At 40.7% G+C, this 19,425-nt stretch carries 11 protein-coding genes; 2 read left to right on the forward strand and 9 right to left on the reverse strand.

Features of this window, described 5'->3' with window-relative positions; genetic code table 11:
- Window positions 1–4: 4 nt before the first annotated feature.
- Together OQ289_RS13900 and OQ289_RS13905 are read right to left on the reverse strand one after the other, a co-directional pair.
- Window positions 5–436: a c-type cytochrome gene (locus tag OQ289_RS13900; protein WP_270087462.1), complete on the reverse strand. Its 432-nt coding sequence runs from the start codon at window positions 434–436 to the stop codon at window positions 5–7.
- 373 nt (window positions 437–809) lie between these two features.
- Window positions 810–1,268 carry a DoxX family protein gene (locus OQ289_RS13905; protein WP_033562842.1) on the reverse strand — a complete coding sequence of 153 codons (459 nt, stop codon included), beginning with the start codon at window positions 1,266–1,268 and terminating at the stop codon, window positions 810–812.
- Between the two features lie 309 nt (window positions 1,269–1,577).
- Between OQ289_RS13905 and OQ289_RS13910 the strand changes: the two genes are divergently transcribed.
- Together OQ289_RS13910 and OQ289_RS13915 are read left to right on the forward strand one after the other, a co-directional pair.
- Window positions 1,578–2,003, forward strand: coding sequence for an SRPBCC family protein (locus OQ289_RS13910; protein WP_270087464.1), 426 nt, complete (start codon window positions 1,578–1,580; stop codon window positions 2,001–2,003).
- Window positions 2,004–2,046: 43 nt separating this feature from the next.
- Window positions 2,047–2,598: a DUF1697 domain-containing protein gene (locus OQ289_RS13915; protein WP_270087465.1), complete on the forward strand. Its 552-nt coding sequence runs from the start codon at window positions 2,047–2,049 to the stop codon at window positions 2,596–2,598.
- 105 nt (window positions 2,599–2,703) lie between these two features.
- Here OQ289_RS13915 and OQ289_RS13920 read toward each other — a convergent pair whose 3' ends face one another.
- The 7 genes from OQ289_RS13920 to OQ289_RS13950 all read right to left on the reverse strand — a co-directional run bounded on the left by OQ289_RS13920 (window position 2,704) and on the right by OQ289_RS13950 (window position 19,011).
- Window positions 2,704–8,433, reverse strand: a complete 5,730-nt coding sequence (locus OQ289_RS13920) for a DUF3320 domain-containing protein (protein WP_270087466.1) — start codon at window positions 8,431–8,433, stop codon at window positions 2,704–2,706.
- 630 nt (window positions 8,434–9,063) lie between these two features.
- The gene (locus tag OQ289_RS13925) at window positions 9,064–10,134 is read right to left on the reverse strand and encodes a dihydrodipicolinate synthase family protein (RefSeq protein ID WP_270087467.1); all 1,071 of its coding nucleotides are present in this window, start codon (window positions 10,132–10,134) and stop codon (window positions 9,064–9,066) included.
- A complete protein-coding gene (locus tag OQ289_RS13930; RefSeq protein WP_270087468.1) occupies window positions 10,134–11,156 on the reverse strand; it encodes an NAD-dependent epimerase/dehydratase family protein in 1,023 nt (340 codons plus the stop codon). Before OQ289_RS13930 ends, OQ289_RS13925 begins: the two co-directional genes overlap by 1 nt.
- A gap of 1 nt (window position 11,157) precedes the next feature.
- Window positions 11,158–12,360, reverse strand: a complete 1,203-nt coding sequence (locus OQ289_RS13935; protein WP_270087469.1) for an Nramp family divalent metal transporter — start codon at window positions 12,358–12,360, stop codon at window positions 11,158–11,160.
- A gap of 9 nt (window positions 12,361–12,369) precedes the next feature.
- Window positions 12,370–13,896 carry a PQQ-dependent sugar dehydrogenase gene (locus OQ289_RS13940; RefSeq protein WP_270087470.1) on the reverse strand — a complete coding sequence of 509 codons (1,527 nt, stop codon included), beginning with the start codon at window positions 13,894–13,896 and terminating at the stop codon, window positions 12,370–12,372.
- A gap of 202 nt (window positions 13,897–14,098) precedes the next feature.
- Window positions 14,099–15,826 carry a RagB/SusD family nutrient uptake outer membrane protein gene (locus tag OQ289_RS13945; protein WP_270087471.1) on the reverse strand — a complete coding sequence of 576 codons (1,728 nt, stop codon included), beginning with the start codon at window positions 15,824–15,826 and terminating at the stop codon, window positions 14,099–14,101.
- A gap of 8 nt (window positions 15,827–15,834) precedes the next feature.
- Window positions 15,835–19,011 carry a SusC/RagA family TonB-linked outer membrane protein gene (locus OQ289_RS13950; protein WP_270087472.1) on the reverse strand — a complete coding sequence of 1,059 codons (3,177 nt, stop codon included), beginning with the start codon at window positions 19,009–19,011 and terminating at the stop codon, window positions 15,835–15,837.
- Between the last annotated feature and the right edge of the window lie 414 nt (window positions 19,012–19,425).

Raw genomic sequence — 19,425 nt, forward strand, 5'->3', positions numbered from 1 at the left:
CTATCTATTCCGATGGAATTGACAGTATATAGGCAACCATCGCTTCGGCTTGTTCAACAGGCAGCTTTCTATGGGGACTCATCACGGCATTGCCCCACGCACCGCTTCCACCATGAATGACGCGCTGTGCTAATACCCTAATAAAAGTGCGTGTCCTCGGATATCGTAATCCAATATCCTGAAAGGAAGGGCCCATAGTTTTCTTCGACTCACGATGACAACTATAGCAGTCCGAATAAGACAACAACACCTTACCTCGCTGTATGGTCTCAGCTGCGATTTCTTCATCTTCCCCCGCAATAGCTCGAATATAAGTCCGTCGCCTATCCCCCATTTCGCTATCCGCAATCTCTTGTGTGGCAGTGCTTCCTCTACAGCCAGATATCAACACAACAGCTACAATCCAGAGCCATTTATTATCCAACGTTATCTTCATTACACACGGTCCACTCCAAATAACGCAGCAAGGTCAAATTCTGACTCACACCCTGCATACCATATACATAAACTAATGGTATAGGTGCTTAAAAAAACACCCCGTATCAGACATAAAGCGCACATTTGTCAGAATCAATTGGTTACAATAGTAAGTTAAACATTATTTATTGACAATGGAAACCAGCTTTCTTAAATATTCCAACCACTACAGCAATGTTACACATATTCCCTAAGCTTAGTACCCAAAGCACTCTTTCAACGCCTGTCTGATCAACGCACAAGATTCAATTAGCGTACCCTAAAATTCAAAAATGGAATGTATCGAACCATTTTGGGATATCGAAAAGCGCAAACAGACCATCATCCAGACTCTATTTCAAATAAAGTCCGAAATACCAAGTCCACGCAATCAAGAGGAGCTGCATAGGTAGTCTCTGCGCATAAAGATAATTCATACCTGGCCCTGTATAATCGGCTTTGAATATATTTATCATTTTTTTAGATGAATTGACATTGGCGACAAACACGACCACAAAAAACACGATTAATAGAATAGCAGTGAGTGCACGCAATTTCGGAATCATCAGCCCAATTCCAGCTGCAATCTCCAATACACCCGTAAAATACACGAAAAACATCTTGGCAGGGAAGTAATCGGGCATCATCATAGCCATTCCCTTTTGGAATCGGAAATGTGACATGCCCGTAAAAATAATGAACACTGCCATTCCAAAATTACCAGCGAATAAAAAGTCCCAAAAACCCAACACGAGCTTCGTCCCCACTAACGCCAAGGAAAAAGCAATAAAAAGAACATATAACAATTTCATATTTTTTCTATTTTTTGCACTAAAAATTATTCAAACAACATTAACAAGGTTTATCAAATCTTTAACAAGTAGTTCGCTAAATTGTTAGAAAAAACTTAAACACTAGCGATCACCCATTGTGGTCACCGTCTAGAATTATCATCATATTCAAAATACACCCCTTCAATTCATATCCAGATAGTATCATTGCATAACAGTCCATGATGATGACACTAATTTCCCTATCCACACTAGACAATTACTTTTAGCATTAAAATACATATCGTATTTTAGTGGAAAGAATATCGTCGAAATATATCTGAAAACAAAATGGAAAAACAGGACATTGTTATAGAATGTATTTTCAACACCACCAGACAAGAGGTGTGGCGCGCTATTACACAAAAAGAAAGAATGCAAAAATGGTATTTTGACCTTCCGGAGTTTAGACCAGAGGTAGGCTTCAAGTTTACCTTTTTTGGAGGTAATCCCAATGACACCCAGTACAAGCATGTATGCAAGATTATAGAAGCCATTCCTGAACGAAAATTGAAATACAGTTGGGAATATGAAGGCTATCGTGGGACCTCATTGGTCACATTTGAGCTCTTTGATGAAAAAGACGATACCCGATTGAAATTAACGCATTCGGGAGTAGATGCCTTTCCTCAAGAAAATGATTTGTCTTTCCATAACTTTGAAGCAGGATGGGATTATATCATCAATACCTCTTTAAAAGATTTTTTGGAAACTTAGAGGTGTAAAGCCGTCAAATGAGATATTAAATAAAGCACAAATAATGAAAAAATCAGTCGTTAACTTACCTCCTATTTATTGCGCATTTCTACGTGGGGTGAATGTGAAGGGTACTACGATGAAAATGGCAGAGGTCAGTGCTGTTTTTGGAAAAGCAGGGATGGAAGCTATCACTACCGTCCTAGCGTCGGGCAATGTTCTCTTTTCTTCCAATCAGCCCAAGGAGGTATCAAAGACTGTATTGGAAACAGCGCTGTCACAGCATTTTGACTATCCTGCATTCTTATTCGTAAAAGATAAGCAACAGCTAGCAACGATTGTGGCTAAAAATCCATTCATAGCCTCGCCTGATTTTCACATTTATATATTCATAGGCATCGAGGGGCTTCAACATTCTTTGATGCAGGAGTTTGAACAATTGGAAAAGACTGAGGGTGAGGAAGCCTTCGTAATCGACGAAAATTTTTACTGGAAGGTACCAAAAGGCAATACCCTGGATTCTAAATTTGGCAAAATCCTAGGAAGAAAGAACCTTAGAGACACTTTCACCTCTCGCAATATGAACACGATTGAAAAAATCTTTCAGAAGATGTAACCTATAAGTATAGAACAAATTTTAAGTCGAATGGCAGAAAAAACAATTAAATCTTTTGAAATCACTTCATTTGGATGATATCGTATTCCATTGGCACGTACTTATCTAAGCCAACAAAATTCTACCGTCCAAAAATTTCACTTTACCATCATCAATCAATCGGTTCAGCGTAAAACTAATAACCGACTCTATCTGGATGCCTACCTTATTAAATCCAAAGACTTTACCCATCGCTCTTATCAACTCATCCTTGCTGATGCTCAAGTTTTGTTGCAGAAACTCCATTACAGCCACTTCAATTTCTTCTGGCGCAATATCTTCTATATTGCGCTTTTCGATGCTATTGTCTCGATAATAGTCAATTGTATCTGACAAGCCTGTTCCATCATAGTAGAATAATTGATAAGAGTATCGTGTAGTGACATCAGACAAATCGGTTACGATTTCGTTCAAATAAGCGACCAATTTAGCCCCCGCACGTTGAGTATTCCATAGTCGCAGGACCTTACGAAAAAGATTAGGTTGACTAATAGGTGACTCCGTTCGGATAAATGTGGCCAACTGAGTTCTTATCACTCTCCAATTCTCCTCATGGTAAATAGATTCTGAACTCGCATCGGAAACAGGAGAAAGCTCAGCTTCCTTGTAAGGCACTTGTCGTACAACTTGATGAACCTCCGCAGATACAGGCATAATACTGTTTGCAAGCTTAGCATCAATGGGTGCTTGTATTATTGCTGCTCTGTCCAACTCCTCTACAAACGGGCGCTCCACCAGTTGCTGTATACGTCGATCTATCTGTGTTACCACATAGGCCTTATTTTTCAACCAATCCAATGTCCAAATTCGGAATATATTCCAGCCCAATGATTGCAAAACGTCCGGAATCAGCAGTTCACGATCATTGGTGGTCTCCGTCTGTATATAATTTTTACCATCAACAATAATACCTAAGATATACCTATTGGGATTACGCGGATCTACCACCCCTATATCAACTCGGTATCCCGAAGTCCCAATTGCTGTCTTGACGGTCAAGCCATGCTGAGTAAGGTAGTCTGCGATAGCGTCTACCAATTCGTATTTTACGCGATGAACTTCCACCATTTGCGAATTTTCCAGATGGCCATGCTCCGCAAAATGCAAAAAATTCTTCAGTCCTTTGACGCCTTCCGCTTTGGTACGGGCCAAATCTATTTGATCGGCCTTAAGTGATGAAAACACTTTCATCTCATATCGGGCACGTGTGACCGCAACATTCAGCCTTCTCCATCCCCCATCTCTATTCAAGGGGCCAAAATTCATCGACACTTTTCCATTGGCATCAGGTCCATATCCGATGGAAAACAAAATAACATCACGTTCATCACCCTGCACATTTTCTAGGTTTTTTATAAATATAGGTTCCTCGCCTTCATTCGCAATTTCCTCTAAATTGGGGTAATCTACAAAAAGATTCTGCAACAAATCCTCAATCAGGCTCTGTTGCGTTTGGCTAAACGTAACAACCCCAATAGACTTGTCCGGTTTATGTTCTAAGTGATTTTTAATATATGCAACAATGGTTTCCGCCTCCATTTTATTGGTACGTGAATTTCCTTTATCGTAGTGCCCAGATACCCATTGCAGCGTCACCTTTTTATCCAAATCATCTGCAGAAGGAAAAGTCAATAACTTGCTCTCATAGAAATGATGATTACTAAAAGAGATTAAGCTCTCATGTTTACTGCGATAATGTCTCAACAAGTATTTGGACGGGATAGACAACGCCAACGTATCATCCAAAATACTTTCTAAATCCTCAAGTTCTAAATGCTCTTCGTCCTGCTTCGCTGTCACGAAAAATGACGTAGGTGGCATCTGCTTGGGATCACCGACAATAATAGCTTGACGTGCCCGCGCTAGTGCACTGACAGCTTCTGATGTAGGTAGTTGGGAAGCTTCATCAAAGATGACTAAGTCGAAATGGTCCTGGGTTACATCAAAGTACTGAGCTACTGAAATGGGACTCATCAGCATACAAGGCTTAAGTCGAGGTAGTAATGTCGGTATGAGATCAAATAATCTTCGGATACTCGTCCCCCGACCTTTGTTACGAATATTTCGCTGCAAAATACCTATCTCTGAGCTGTGCATTGCTTCCTGTGCAAGGTTTGGGATGCTATTGCTCAACTGAAGGATTAATTGATCTTTTGTGAGCCCTACAAACTGATGGTACAAGCTCTTGTACTGCTCTAGCATGGAGGTATATACCTCAGCGTCAAAATTATTAAGAACCTCTTCCTTCTCTAGGGCTGTCACAAAAACATTGAAATGTACGACAGACTCCAATTCGCTTTCGAGCACGTTTTTGTCAACAACTCGCTCTTCCAGCAGTTTTATAAACCACGACAGATTGATTTCATCAGCCTTTTGCTTGTAATGGTTGTAACGAATCCAATCATCCAACCCCTCCAATTCTTGGAGCACAGTATCCAGCATTTTATCTTCTGGAATCGTAGTCAAGAACTCTCTTAAAATTCTAAAATATTTGATAAATTCACGAATAGTATCTAACGCAGCATTTACATCGTTTCTCCATGTTTTCTGGACACTCAAATCCTTAAACCAATCCGTCCATTTTTGAAAATACAATTGCTGTGCACACTCATCCAGTTCATAGTAGATGGCAAGATCCGCGTTCAACTGTGCAAGGTTATACCCATTAGTATATCTATAAGATGTAGTTCTTCTCTCCATCTCAGCAAAAGGCACAGATTGCAAATCCGATACTATCGCTCGATAGTTATCTAAATCCTGGAACAAATCCCACACTTGCGAATCATGTCCCACTCCGGTAGTGCAAAATCCATTCAAATATTGCTTGACTTTCCGTTTTTTTAACCATCTAGGCAAAAACCAGGCATGTTGGGCTTGATTCCACAAGGACTCCACCGCGGTAGTATCTGCATCAAGTATACGCCTACTATAGCTGGCAAGCAGTCTATCCTCCACCTGCTGTTTTCGGCTTTGCTGCTCCATCCAAAGGGCCATCACATTACGTTGTGCATGACTAGACAATACAGTAGTCAGCTCCATAGGTAATGATAAATCCTTCAATCCCGTTAGAAATTGAACCAATTCTGAAAAATCGATTTGAAAATCTGGAGGAAGATTCAACTGTAGACTTTCGTTCACCTCTTCTAAATGCCTCTTCGCCGCCAAATAGGCTGTAATAGAACTCGAAATATGAGCTTTATGAGAAAAAGCCTGATTTTTAAGATTAATCATACGCAGCGGATGCTCCGCAGGGTCAGGTATTTTTCGACTCAAGCTCGCAAAAGCAACCGACCAATCTTTCCATTGATGCCATGTGGTTGTATCCAGCTTAGTTACATCCATCGGCATAATCCATTTTTGAGTCATAGCAACCTCGTGGCTATCCAGATAAGAAATCGATTCGTACAGCGTCCATCCAATAGGATAGGTTTGATGTAATGCATCAATATACTTCCGGATCGCCGCCTTCCGCTCATCTATACGGGTTGCTTCTTCTTGGAAATCAACTCGGCTTTGATATTTCGGTAAGTCCAACGTCCGCGCCAACTGGTTGATGACATCTGATTTTTTAGATTTATTGGAATGAATCTCCAAACAAAATGGTCCCAAGCCAATTTTTTCGAGACGCTTATGAACAACATCCAAGGCGGCTTTCTTAGCCGCAACAAACAGTACCTTTTTATTATTGGCTAATGCATTGGCAATGATATTAGTGATGGTCTGTGATTTCCCAGTCCCCGGTGGACCATGTAAAACGAATGTCTGATTAGCATGTGCATGCTTAATTGCTGCTAGTTGTGAATAATCGGTAGCAATTGGCAAATTCAAATGAGACGAGGGAAGCTTTTCTAAATCCTCATGTGATTCCCGGATGTCAAATGCACGATTCAGCTTGCCTTCAATTAGGCTACTGACAATGACACTTCGCTGTATCTGTTCGGCATTTCTAGAAATATCTTGCCATAAAATGAGTTTATTGAATGAAAAGTTACCCAATACAACCTGCTCCAAAACATCCCAGCCGGCAAGGTTTAAGATAGCGCGACGTAATATCGCAAAGACCTTGGATACATCAATTCCAGAATCGTCCATTGGCAGCGTCTCAAGGCTATCTAAATTGAGCTGGTATTCTTGTTTAAGATACTCAAGCAACGTAATATTAAACATCGTTTCCTCCTCTCTACTCCGCAGATAATATTTAGCGTTAACAGACTTCCGAGAGAGCTCCACCGGCACCAAGAGTAGAGGAGCATAGCGTGCCTGTTCTTTACTTTTGGTATCATACCATTTTAAAAGGCCCAATCCCATATAGAGGGTACTTCTGCCATTCTCCTCTTCAGCAATCTTAGCGTTTCTAAATAAATGGGTAACAATATGGCCTAAATCTTCCTGGTGATAGTGTGTCAATAATCGGTTATAACCAAACTCCTCCTCTGCCAATTTATACATAGGTTCCGAAGTGTGCAAAGGTGGAGCGTACAAATTGTAGCGCTTTAGGACAGGTTGGTTGTTATTCGGTTGGATTGTAAAGGCCTTATTGTTGGCTAGTGCATCTTCCAAACTGTTGATATTTACATCTAGGAGCTGCAGCATACTCTTGGTAAATCGAAGGTTTAGCAAATTGTTCCGTAAAGATAAATCGAGCAGTTTCCTTTCCCATACTTTCTGTTTGCTCAAATTACTATAATCGGTAAGCTCCAAGTTATCGTATTGCTGTCCAAGTGCATAATCGTGATTTATAGTCACATCGTCGGCATACATATCCATCCCACTGGCACTGTCGAGAAAGGAAATGCCTTTAGTCAAAGACAGAGGTGTCACCCCCCATGCCCGCGCACTTTTGACATCTATAGACAACAGAAAGGCGTCCACATCCAAAATCTGCATTTCAGCTAGATCCATGGCTTTTTTTAAGGAAAAGCTTGTCCCCTTGCAAAGCTGGGTAGATTCAATTAAGCAGATTTCGCGAATCCCAGACGCCATGCGTTTCGAAATTGCTGCTTGATCAAAGTTAATCATACTATCTAATCGCTGATTATCTAACCACACACCCACGAAAGCATGTCCTTTTGTGATGATAAGAATCGGATTGAGGTCAATAGCCTCCAAACAGGCGACAAAAAGCAAAGAGATATCAATGCAATTGCCAAATCTTGTTTTCAATACCTGATCAGCCAAACGAATACGCTGTCCCTCCGTCTCAAAACTTGCGGGCATCGCACTATATACGATATCGAGGTGTTGTATAGCTTGGTATATAGCGTCTACCATTTGCAACACGCGGTCTTTGCTCCCAGATTGATATCCCTCAAAAGAAACCAACACATTACTCTGTTCCAATATCCTGACTGCAGCAGTCTTGATTTGATAGACGGTATCATCATTGGGCATAGCATAGCTAAGCAATAACTCAGGATGCACCTGTAGGCCACCAAAATAATCAATTGGGAAAATCGTGATTGAAAATGTCGTTTCATATAACACGGCATGCCCCGCAACTATAGATACGGAAATAGTATCAGTATCCTTTTCTTTCAAATCTCTCAAAAATGCCAGATTATACTTAAAAGGAAAACGATTAATTAGGTGGCTATCTTCCTTCCTAATCAAATCCACTAAGCATGAGTACGCTTCGAAAATACCAAGAGAAGAAGAAATCTTGACATCAACATGGTGATAATCTACAGTATTACTTTTGATTACGATTTTTTCAAGGAATGGAAGACTATGGAGACAAAAGCTATAATTGAAATAGAGATGATGTTGTATGATAACCTGCATCGAAGAATCTGACATGACCATTTTACGTTACGCTAAAAGATAATGATTTAAAGATAATCATTAAAAATATAACTTTACTATTATTTAAAAACGAGATTTCTTTTCCCGTAACAAATTATATAACGCACGGAGTACCAAATCTGATGCCACCTTTTTGCAAGGCTTCTAGACACTTAAAAAACAATTACTGTGTAGCGTAGTTGGTTTCTAATCGTCTAACTATCAAACTTAATACATTATGAAAGACCAACTATTATGCTATCGATAACCTTGTTATTCAGTGCGTGCAAAGAAAAAGATATAGCATTAGCTCCCTCAGACTGTTTAGCAAATCTGAAAAAATTGTATAATAAAGAATTGAAATGCACAGAGAAGAACAAGATAGAAGTAAATTTATATAATGGTATATATGATGGGGCTTTGGTCCATTTTCCCATGATAATATGTTCCAGCTGTGACTATATGCCACCCAAAGAAGGTCACACCTGTGATAATAAAAAAAATAGTGTTTGAAGATTTTATCGATGTCAGAGATATCAAACAAGTATAGTTGCACCGCAAAATTTACAATGCAAGGGTACCTACAAACAGATTTTGACCAATACAGTAGGTATTGTACAATACCTACTGTATTGGTCCTTGCATTTAACTTTGGGATTCGTATCGTTCTAAAAACTCCCTAACAAAATCATCATCATGGAGTAAAGGATAATCATTGTGTATACGAGTCAGCTCCCCTGACTGTCCGTCAGAAAGTACTTCATGCGGATTTAGGCACCAAACACCCTTCATCAGACCTTGTCTGACCAAAACCTCGTGTATTCCTGGTATACAGCCTTCAAAATCATTTGCGACATCAAACAAAGCTGCATTAGCATCTGTCGTTTGGCTACCCACGATCTGAAGATGTCGCCATTTTTCAGGGGTGGGTTGCATCTTAAATTCTTTGACCAGTTGCAACAGTTCTACCGCCTTGGACGTCCAAACTGCCCAGTGCCCCAATAGCCCCCCCCTAAACTGTACCTCCTTTGCAGATCCATTGACTTCGAATCTATAGATAGACAATAAATCGGCAACAATGTTGTCATCATTACCTGTATATAATGCTATTTGCTCTCCTCTCGGAGAGTTAGCTATTGCTCTTACCACATCCAAGGTTTGGTAGCGATTAAAAGAGGCGCACTTGATAGCTTCCACATTTTCGATGTTGACGAATTTCGTCCAAAAATCATAAGAGAATATACGCCCACCCACCGAAGGTTGTAGATAGAAGCCGAATACGGGAATAATCTGTGCGACGGCTTCTGTGCGTCTTAAAATTTCGTTTTCTGTCAACTCTTGTAGCCCCCCCATACTCAACAGTCCCATGTCATATCCATAGGCAATGGCCAATTTGGCTTCAGCAATCGCTTGCTCTGTTGACCCAACTATACCTGCTATCCTAATAAAAGGCCTTGTCAATTTAGCTTTGTCTATCTCTTCTGCTGAGATCTTTAATAATCTTTCAAACAGATCGTATTGAGGTAGTCTTATTTCAAACTGTGTCGAATGAACCCCCACAGCCACTCCACCCGCACCACTTTCAATATAGTAATTAGTCAACAGACGTTGTCCGTTTTCATCCAATAATCTATCCTCATTCAGACAGAGCGGGTGGGCAGGAAACACCGTACCTGCAAATAAAAGTTCTCGTTTCTGAGTTTCTAATCTTTTCATTAAAATTGTCCCCTTCTTTCCTGAAAGTGCGTGTCTTTCCCAAATTCATCTCCTTTATGGAGTATCCATTGCGCAGTAATCTCAATAATTGACAAAATCGTAACATTCGGATATCCAAACAATCGATGACACTCCGCCGCATTGTTCAACAAGGCAGTAGCCTCAGGTTCGTTTTCAAATTGCGGTTCTTTTCCCAAGACCTCACCTAATTTTTCGGCAACCCACCTAATAGATAACACTTCTGGGCCTGTTACATTCAACACTTTGGCTGGGCTTTCACAATGCAATAACGAGCGAATGGCGATTTCATTGGCATCATGTTGCCAAATAACGTTGACATTATTTGTACGCAGATCAATGGGTTGCTGGTGGTAGACTTTTTTAGCTATTTCGCGAATGATACCATATCGAAAGTCTACCGCATAATTTAATCGGTAAATCAACACAGGCGTTGCATTTCTTTTACTGAAATAGGAAAACATCCGCTCTCGTCCCAATGTACTCTGCGCATACTCTCCAATTGGCTCAGGAGCCCCTCCTTCATCGACGCCACCGGATGTAACTGGTACAAAAGGCAATACGTTCCCGGAAGAAAATGCCACAATCCGAGAGTCCTTAAATGCCTCTGCGACTCGCCCTGGCAAATATGTATTCATCGCCCAGGTGAAGTCTTCTTTACCAGTAGCTCCAAATTTGAATCCTACCAAAAAAATCACATTTTTTACCTTAGGTAGACTCCTTAAGGCCTCATCATCCAACAAATCACACGCGATGGTTTCTACTCCCCATCTATGTAAGTCCTCCCTACATTGGTTATCCGAAAAGCGAGAGACACCGATGACCTTGCTCGTGCTACCGATTTGCCGAAGTCCATCTTTCAGGAGTTTGGCCATACTCGGCCCCATTTTTCCACCAACTCCCAACAACATAAAATCTCCATCTATCTCCGATAAATCTGCTAAAAGCGATACAGATGGTTTTGTATATTGTTCTTCTAAATTCTTTAAAATCTGATTTTCCATATTATTTCAAAAACATGTCGTATACATTACTAAGCATCAAAATAAAAATAACTACCAGTCCCATCAGGCCTGCAGTTTTATAAAAAGTATTGTTAGCGTGCTCACCCATTATTTTCTTGTTATTAGCAATCACCAATATTGAAATACCGATAAAGGGCACTAAAAATATAGTTACACTCTGTGCTAAGACAATCAGCTCCAAGGGTAGCTTACCAAACGATATCGAAACTATACACCCCAATATCATGACCACTGAAATCAAGATTTTCACCCGTTTGGAACTTAAGCTGCTGCCATAACCAAGCGCATCCCCTAACAACGCGCCCCCCACCGTTGCGTTTCCTACCAGTGAAGAAAAGGAGGCACCAAACAGACCAATAAAAAAAAGGGAGCTTGCATAGGTGCCAAATAATGGTTCCAAAGCCGTCCCCATTTCTGCCGCACTTCCTACGTGTATCCCTTTAGGAAATAATACTGCCGCAGCACACACCAACACCGAAGCGCTCATGAATCCCAAAATACCCACACCTATAAAAGCGCCTCTTGTAGAAGAAGGTACAGTGACGGATCCGGCACCTACTTTCTTGCGTTCCTGTATAAGATAGGTCTGATAAAAAGCACCAACTAGCGAGAAACAAGAGGCCGTAAATGCAATTATCAATCCTAGCGAGTCATCGGGAATGGAGGGGACGAATCCAGATAGCAGGGAGCCAAATTGTATATCAGCTAAAAATAAGGTAGCCACAAAACAGAACAGCATTAGCAACACCAACCCTATCATCAGTTTCTCCATCACCTTATAGAAGGACGGTAGAAATAGGAGTGTAATAGCGATAGCCGTAAAAGTCATTATCCATATCTCCTTAGGAGTACCTGTGGCCTCACCTATCGCTATACCGACGCCAATGCTATTACCCGCTTGAAATGAGGTTGCTACCAGAAATATACCGATACCGATAGCAATCCCTATTCTCTTGTCAAAGTATTCTTTTATAAGTGTTAACAAAGACTTCTCCTGTATGGTACCTATTCGCGAGCACATAGCGGTGTATACGCCCATAAAAAATAAGGCTACGATTACAATCCACATTAGATTGTATTCGTAGTCAGCTCCCATCTTGGACGTGATTGTCATTTTACTCGGGCCGAAAACCAAAGCAGCAGTGATTATCCCTGGTCCTAATATGTTCAACAGTTTTCTCATTGTACAATCTTATTTATGCGTTGTCATTCTAATATCTTTCACCATAGCACTGTCTATTGAGCCCAAGTTATTTCCGAAATGCGTTCTAATATAGGTTGCTATCGTGGCAACATCAGCATCGGACAGAAAGCCGAATGCAGGCATTTCTTCATCATATTCCTCTCCATTGATTACATTTTTCCCCTTTAATCCCTTCAATAAGACCGTGACCAATTTGTGGGCATCTGTTATAGTAGGTGTCTGAATCAGCGGCGGAAAGGAATTTCTCACCCCTTTACCATCATTTTTATGACACGAAGCACAGTATGACTGATATAGCACCTTTCCATCACTTATCTTTTTATTTTCTGGTTCATAAGCCATCAAGAATTCCTTCGGTACAAAATCGATTACAGCCAATTTTAAGATACGATCATCTCCTTTTTGCGGAAATCCATTTTGCGGATTCCAATCGCGATTGCTAGTTGCGATATAGATATTCCCTGTATCATCTATTGTCACAGCTCGAATCCGTCCATAATGATTCTTAAAATATACTTTTTCATCGGCAATTACCTGCTGCTCAGCATCTAATTTTAAAACTCGAAAACTTTGGTTTTTCAGTGTTGTCAGCAGCAAACTATTGCTCCATTCTGGGATGGCCTGAGAACCATAGTAGGAAATAGCAGCGGGAGCGATCACTGGGGTCCAGGCTTTGATGGGCTCTGTTCGCGAACTGTGCCGAGCGATTTCCTTCTCTGCATCCGTATCGTGAAATCCTTCGATCTCCTTCCATCCGTAATTATGCAAAGGCTTGACTAGATTAATCTCGTCCTCTATCGCATCCCCATGTTCAGAAGTCATCAGATGTCCCTTGGAGGTCATTGCCATCCCCTGTATATTACGAAAACCCCATGCATAAACGTACGAATTCGATATAGGATTATCGGACGGGATAAGCCCTTCATCCGTCATTCGAAGTACTTTTCCGTTTAAATTTGTTGAATCTTGTGAATTGGTATTGGAGTGCGCATCACCAGTAGCCCAATATAGTAATCGCTCTTTATCGAAGAGTAATCTGGACCCATTGTGCCCCAATGCGCCACCAATCTTCAACAACACCTTTGATTCGACAATTTTCCCTTCTACATACCTCAATTTAGCAAGTTCACTAAAATAATGTTCACCATCTTTGATGGTATAGCAGACATATAGATACGGTTTTTTATCAAAATCAGGATGCAGAGCTAACCCCAATAGGCCCATCGATCGCTTTTGAAAAACATGAGGAACCGTATAAATAATCGTTCGTTTATTCGTGGCTAAGTTCAATTCTGAAATCTGCCCCTTTATCTCCGTAAAGAATATAGATTTGGTCGTCGGATTAAACTGCAAATCCCAGGGCACCTCCAAGCTGTCGGTCAATTGTGAGACGCCCAAATACGTCGTATCAGAAACCTTCAAAAAATCGATATATTCCTCGCGAGGTATATGCTGACAGGCAGAGACCATGAGCACAACACAGGAGACCAAAACGCAATATAATTGCTTCTTCATTTTTTTGTTTTCATAATTTCTATAAAAAGCATTAATAACAGTTAGGTATGTATGCCCAAAGGTCTTTCCCATTTCCAAAATAGATTTTATCATATTTACCCAATACCATTAGTTACTTCTTTAATTTGCGAGATTCTGTCGGTTTTAATATAGGAATTAGATAACATATTAGTCAAGCCGAAGAATACCATTCCATTTCAAACTACCATCCAGGATTTTGAGTGAGATTTCCTTCATTCAATCTAATCTCACTTTCTGGAATGGAATTTAGGTAATCTCGATTTAACTTAAATCCATATCCTGCAGGAACTGCTTTTTGAAAGGGATCTAGAAACCCATCGCTATCCACAGGGAAAGGATTCTGCTTAACTTGACTGGCAAGGAAACCTTTAGGTCTTTTGCCTACTATCAACTCATCCGCAGCTGCCCAACGCGCGATATCATCCCATCGAAATCCCTCACCTACCAATTCGACCCTCCGCTCTCTCCTGATTTCATTTATTGCTGAGGATAGCAATGGAAAATCCCATTTGCTATCTGTAGTGATATTCGACAAATCCAAATTTGGCATTCCCACCCTATTTCTCAAAAGATTAATAGTTCGATTTACATCTTCTTGTTTGAGTCCCCCTAATTCAGCTTTGGCCTCTACATTGTTCAACAGGACTTCCGCATACCGAAATAAGATTGATGGCGTTTCTTCATATTGCTGCACATGATAGATAACCTGTGGATCATATCCCTTTTGAATGACATAACCCGTAGGTGCATTCAGGTCAGTCTTTGAGTTTAAGGTATTGTAGATCTCTGACCATAATTGGGTAGCACCATTTGCTCCTATTTTCCATACCTGGTCTGGAGTTGCCACAGTCTGTTTCAACCTTGAATCGCGATTCTCAAACTCTTGGTTGATATTTGTATATCCTTTGAATAAGGCATTGCCCGAGATAGGCTTCCCATCCGTACAAAGATAACTGTCAGCCAAACCCTTAGATAGTGACCTTCCTAGCGGCTGAGACATTCTAAAATTCCGATCATTCGTAAAATCATTGTCTCCGCGCGAAAGCTCATTATCATATCTCCTCCAAAAAAGCACCTCCACATTTGCCGAGTAGTCACGCTTGGTAAAGAGATCCCGATAATCAATTTGGCCATTCCCGGTAGTGTAAACGCCATACAAACCTGATTTCATAATTTCTTCACTAGCGTCTACAGCCTTTTGAAAGTACTTATTAGGATTGGCATTGGAGACTTTAAATTCATCGGCACTGTGATATTTCTGCCACGAGCCCTCATACAACGCAATTCGACTCTGCATCAACAATGCGATCCAACGATTGATACGACTATAGCCATTCGTGCGGTCGGCAGTGAGATACATCGCAGCTGTATCCAGACAACCTAATATACGATCGGCAACGACGTTTCGTGGTGTACGGCCATTGTACAATTCCGGTGAGCTTGTTCCTAAATCTTTATCCAACCATTGGATATCACCATACGATTTCAATAAGTTAAAATAAGTTACAGCTTTAAAATAATAGGCCTCACCAACATACTGCTTATAAGTATTGAAATCATGCTTCCCTTCTATCTTTTTGTAATTTGACAAAAAATAGTTCAAGCTTCTCACTTTTGTAAAATCGATTGTCCCGCTGGTAACCACTGTACGCGTACCTTGCAAGCGAAGATCTACGGTAGAAGCCACCATATCATCACTATTATAATCATTGCCGTGATTCTGGTATTTTGGAAAGTATGCATTGCTATAAAACTGATTCATATAAATCTCCAAATCCAATGGTTTTTCAAAATACATATCAGATATCACCTCATCAAGTGGCTGTCTGTCCAAAAAATCATCATTACAAGACACTATTATCATCGCTGATGCTACCAATAGACCAGCCGTTTTTATAAAATTTTTCATAATCTTGTTTATTTCAATGTTAGATTAAGACCAAAGGATATAATTTTATTCATCGGATATATGACACCACTTGTCAAATACCCCCCCTCTCTACTATCCGAAGCAATAGCCGTCTCGGGGTCAAATACCTTAGGTAAACTAGAGAAAGTCAAGAGGTTTTCGCCGGAGAAATACACACGTGCCTTACTGAATACCTTACCACCGATACTTTGCGGAAAAGTGTAACCTACCTGTACGTTTTTTAAACGGATATAAGAGGCATTTAGGAGGTAACGTGTTTGGGTAAGCTTATTTTTTTCGGTCTCCGCCGTAAAATAGGGTTTAGGAAGGTATGCGTCTATATTTGGTCCCAAAATATTGGTCTCATCAGCAGGCCGCCAATAATCGAGTCCTGGCGAGTTTTTGTACAATCCAGAATTGGCCCAAGCATTAGTCAACCCCCAGAACAAAGGAGTAGAAGACTCGGGAGCAAAATCCCGTTTTCCAACCCCCTGCCAAAACATATTGAAATCAACACCTTTCCAACTTGCACCAGCCGTCACTCCAATATTATATCTTGGAAGTGAATTACCGATTACTTTCAAATCGCCATGATCACTCAAGGTCCCGGCGCCATCGTTGATAATTCCATCTCCATTTAAATCAGTATACTTGATATCACCCGGCCCCCAATTGCTATGGTATTTAGATTGATCGGCCATTTTCTCTCCTGCTACCTGCATAATCCCTGCAGTTTCAAATCCCCATATCTCCCCATACCGCTTACCTTCGTACCACGTGTCAATCCTTCCTGTTTCATTCAAATACTCCAAGATTGTCGTTTTACTATCCCCTAAGGACACTTTTAAATTGTAACTAATACCATTTGAGAACCTATCATTCCACGATGCGACCAATTCAAATCCCTTGGTAGATAACTTAGCATTGTTGGTCACTGGGGTGGCGGCACCTAGTAGATAAGGCAACTCTATCGCTTTACCAAACATATTGCTGGTAGTACGGTTGTACCAATCAAATGTAATTCCCAATCTAGAATCCAATAGCTGTACATCAGTCCCCAAATTGAGTGTTGTAACCGTTTCCCACGTTATTTTATCACTGATTAAGATAGGCACCTGCCCGTACTGAGGGCGTGATTCGTTGATAATCCAATCCAACTCGGGTCTTATCGGAATCCTCGAATAATATAAATCATTGCCTACATTCTGATTCCCCAAAGATCCATAGGAAGCCCTGATTTTCAAATTATTTACATGGTCTTTTATCGGTTCCCAAAAGTCTTCTTTGGAAACAACATACCCTATCGATGCAGAAGGAAAAAAGCCGAATCTATTTTCTTTTGGAAACCTTGACGAACCATTGTAACGAGCCGCCAGTTCTACTAGATATTTTTCTTGATAATTGTAATTCACCCGACCGAAACCGCCACGAGTAGCCCAATGGCTCATATTATCAGAAGCGACAATCCCGCCCAACGAGGTTACGATAGAGGGATTGTCATCCACCACGGGCGAGGTCCCAGTAGCATTCAATCCAGTATATAGGTTTTCTTCTTGTTCATACCCCAAGAGAACTTTGAAATAATGATTGTCCCATTGAGATTCATACGACGTAATAGCATTCAACACCTTATATACATACTCGTAATATCCTGCTGTATAGGAAGATTGAGGTTTCCCGATGTTACCAAATGCGCCTGTCCCCAGCTCTACCATCACAGGCTTCGGATTTTGACTGGTTTTGGTATTCTTGATGTTGTAACTATAAGTAAGTGCTGTTTTCCATCCTTTGATTGGCTCTACTTCTGCACTTAAGTTTGCAAGAAAATCAGCATTCTTCTTTTTATCTCGACCAGAATCCTCTAAAAGTCGGACCAAAGGGCTTTGAACAGTACCGTTAATATTATAATGAGGCATCATAGGTGCAAACATTAGCATCTCCCTAAAAGTATGTTCCCGCCCCACTGTAGTTTCTCCCATAGGAAAATCTGTGGATGTAGACGCCCATTTCAGACTTGACCCCAATCTCAACCAATCTGTGATTTGGGTAGATACATTGGACATTAGGTTGTAGCGTTTGAAATAGTCATGCCCAAAAGCGTATGTTCCATTTTGCTTGGTATATCCAGATGAAAGGAAGTACTGCGTCCGCTCGCCTCCACCTGTGACATTTACATTATGTTTTTGGCTGAAGGCATTTTTCCCCATTAAAATGTGTGGCCAATCATTATTAGCGTTTCCATTTCTTCTTCCTGCCCAAATGTTGTCTATTGGACGCTCTGGATCATATTCATATGGAAAAGTACCATCTAAGTATCCTTTGATGCGCTCCATCTGCTCATCGCTATATATGGCTGTAAGGCCGGCATTTGCATTGGCTTGGTTATACGCAGTCGCCCAAGTATATGAATCGATAAAACTAGGCAACCGAAGTGGTGACGACAAGGACAGATTATTACTATAGTCCAACTTTGTCCCTTCGAGCTTAGAACCCTTTTTCGTCGTGATCAAAATAACACCAAATGGTGCGCGCGACCCATAAACTGCTGCTGCTGAAGCATCTTTCAATACAGAAATACTTTCTACTGTTTCCGGGTCAATTCCAGCTAGATCCATCTCTACTCCATCAACCAGTATCAAGGGACTACTATTCCCATTAATAGATCCTACCCCCCGTATATTCCAACCGCTTGCAGCTCCTGGCTCTCCCCCCCGCATCCCCATCTCTATATTCACGTTAGGTGATGCACCTTTGATCAAATCCGCCACATTATTTGCGGGCCTATCTTTCAGGCGATCGCCAGAGATGACATCAATCGAAGCTGTCAAGTTGCCTTTCTTTTGAGTTCCATAACCAACGACCACCACCTCTTCTAAATCTCGTGAAGCATCGTTTAACACCACCTGAATTTCCCGCTTACCATCAAGCGCTGCCAAATAGGTCGAAAAACCTACAGAACTAAATTGTAGCGTATCTGTTAGTGCACTGACTTCAATCCTAAAAGCTCCTTTGGAATCGGTCTGTGTTTTCGTATCATTCCCCCTCACTCCAACACTAACACCCGCCAAAGGCATACCTTTTGTGGTCTTTACTGTTCCATTAACAGTGTTTTTTTGCTGAGCATGGATCGCAACCCCATAAAATATGAGGACGACGAATACCATTATCGATCGAATTGGTATCATAATATATGATTTAATTAAATATTTGGTTGTCAGTTTATAATATTTTCTCGTCTTAAAATGTGCATATTGTATACAGCCATTCCTCGTCATGCACCAACCTCGAACCGTCTATAGTTTGGGGCATTTCACACCATGCAATATTTCAATTAAGCAACATCCGTCTTCCAGTGTATTATCTATGAATGCCCTCAACCCCCACTCTTCAGACAATCAGATTTTTAGACTTATCCAATATTTACGTTAACGTTACCGTAAATAGCTAAAACCCATCCGGATCACCGATATATCTATACGAATTCAACATATTTCATATCCCCTTTCAATTGCTAACTAAAACAAACCTAGAAAAAGCGTTAACGTTACCGAAATGATGTTAAAAAAAAGAACCATCACGATTCAACTTTCCAAAATGCA

The organism is Sphingobacterium sp. SYP-B4668, assembly GCF_027627455.1.
Taxonomy (GTDB): Bacteria; Bacteroidota; Bacteroidia; order Sphingobacteriales; family Sphingobacteriaceae; genus Sphingobacterium.

Coding starts and splice junctions, on each gene's coding strand:
- OQ289_RS13900 (WP_270087462.1), bottom strand. CDS start 436: ATGAAGATAACGTTGGATAATAAATGGCTCTGGATTGTAGCTGTTGTG.
- OQ289_RS13945 (WP_270087471.1), bottom strand. CDS start 15,826: ATGAAAAATTTTATAAAAACGGCTGGTCTATTGGTAGCATCAGCGATG.
- OQ289_RS13910 (WP_270087464.1), top strand. CDS start 1,578: ATGGAAAAACAGGACATTGTTATAGAATGTATTTTCAACACCACCAGA.
- OQ289_RS13950 (WP_270087472.1), bottom strand. CDS start 19,011: ATGATACCAATTCGATCGATAATGGTATTCGTCGTCCTCATATTTTAT.
- OQ289_RS13935 (WP_270087469.1), bottom strand. CDS start 12,360: ATGAGAAAACTGTTGAACATATTAGGACCAGGGATAATCACTGCTGCT.
- OQ289_RS13905 (WP_033562842.1), bottom strand. CDS start 1,268: ATGAAATTGTTATATGTTCTTTTTATTGCTTTTTCCTTGGCGTTAGTG.
- OQ289_RS13930 (WP_270087468.1), bottom strand. CDS start 11,156: ATGGAAAATCAGATTTTAAAGAATTTAGAAGAACAATATACAAAACCA.
- OQ289_RS13915 (WP_270087465.1), top strand. CDS start 2,047: ATGAAAAAATCAGTCGTTAACTTACCTCCTATTTATTGCGCATTTCTA.
- OQ289_RS13940 (WP_270087470.1), bottom strand. CDS start 13,896: ATGAAGAAGCAATTATATTGCGTTTTGGTCTCCTGTGTTGTGCTCATG.
- OQ289_RS13920 (WP_270087466.1), bottom strand. CDS start 8,433: ATGTCAGATTCTTCGATGCAGGTTATCATACAACATCATCTCTATTTC.
- OQ289_RS13925 (WP_270087467.1), bottom strand. CDS start 10,134: ATGAAAAGATTAGAAACTCAGAAACGAGAACTTTTATTTGCAGGTACG.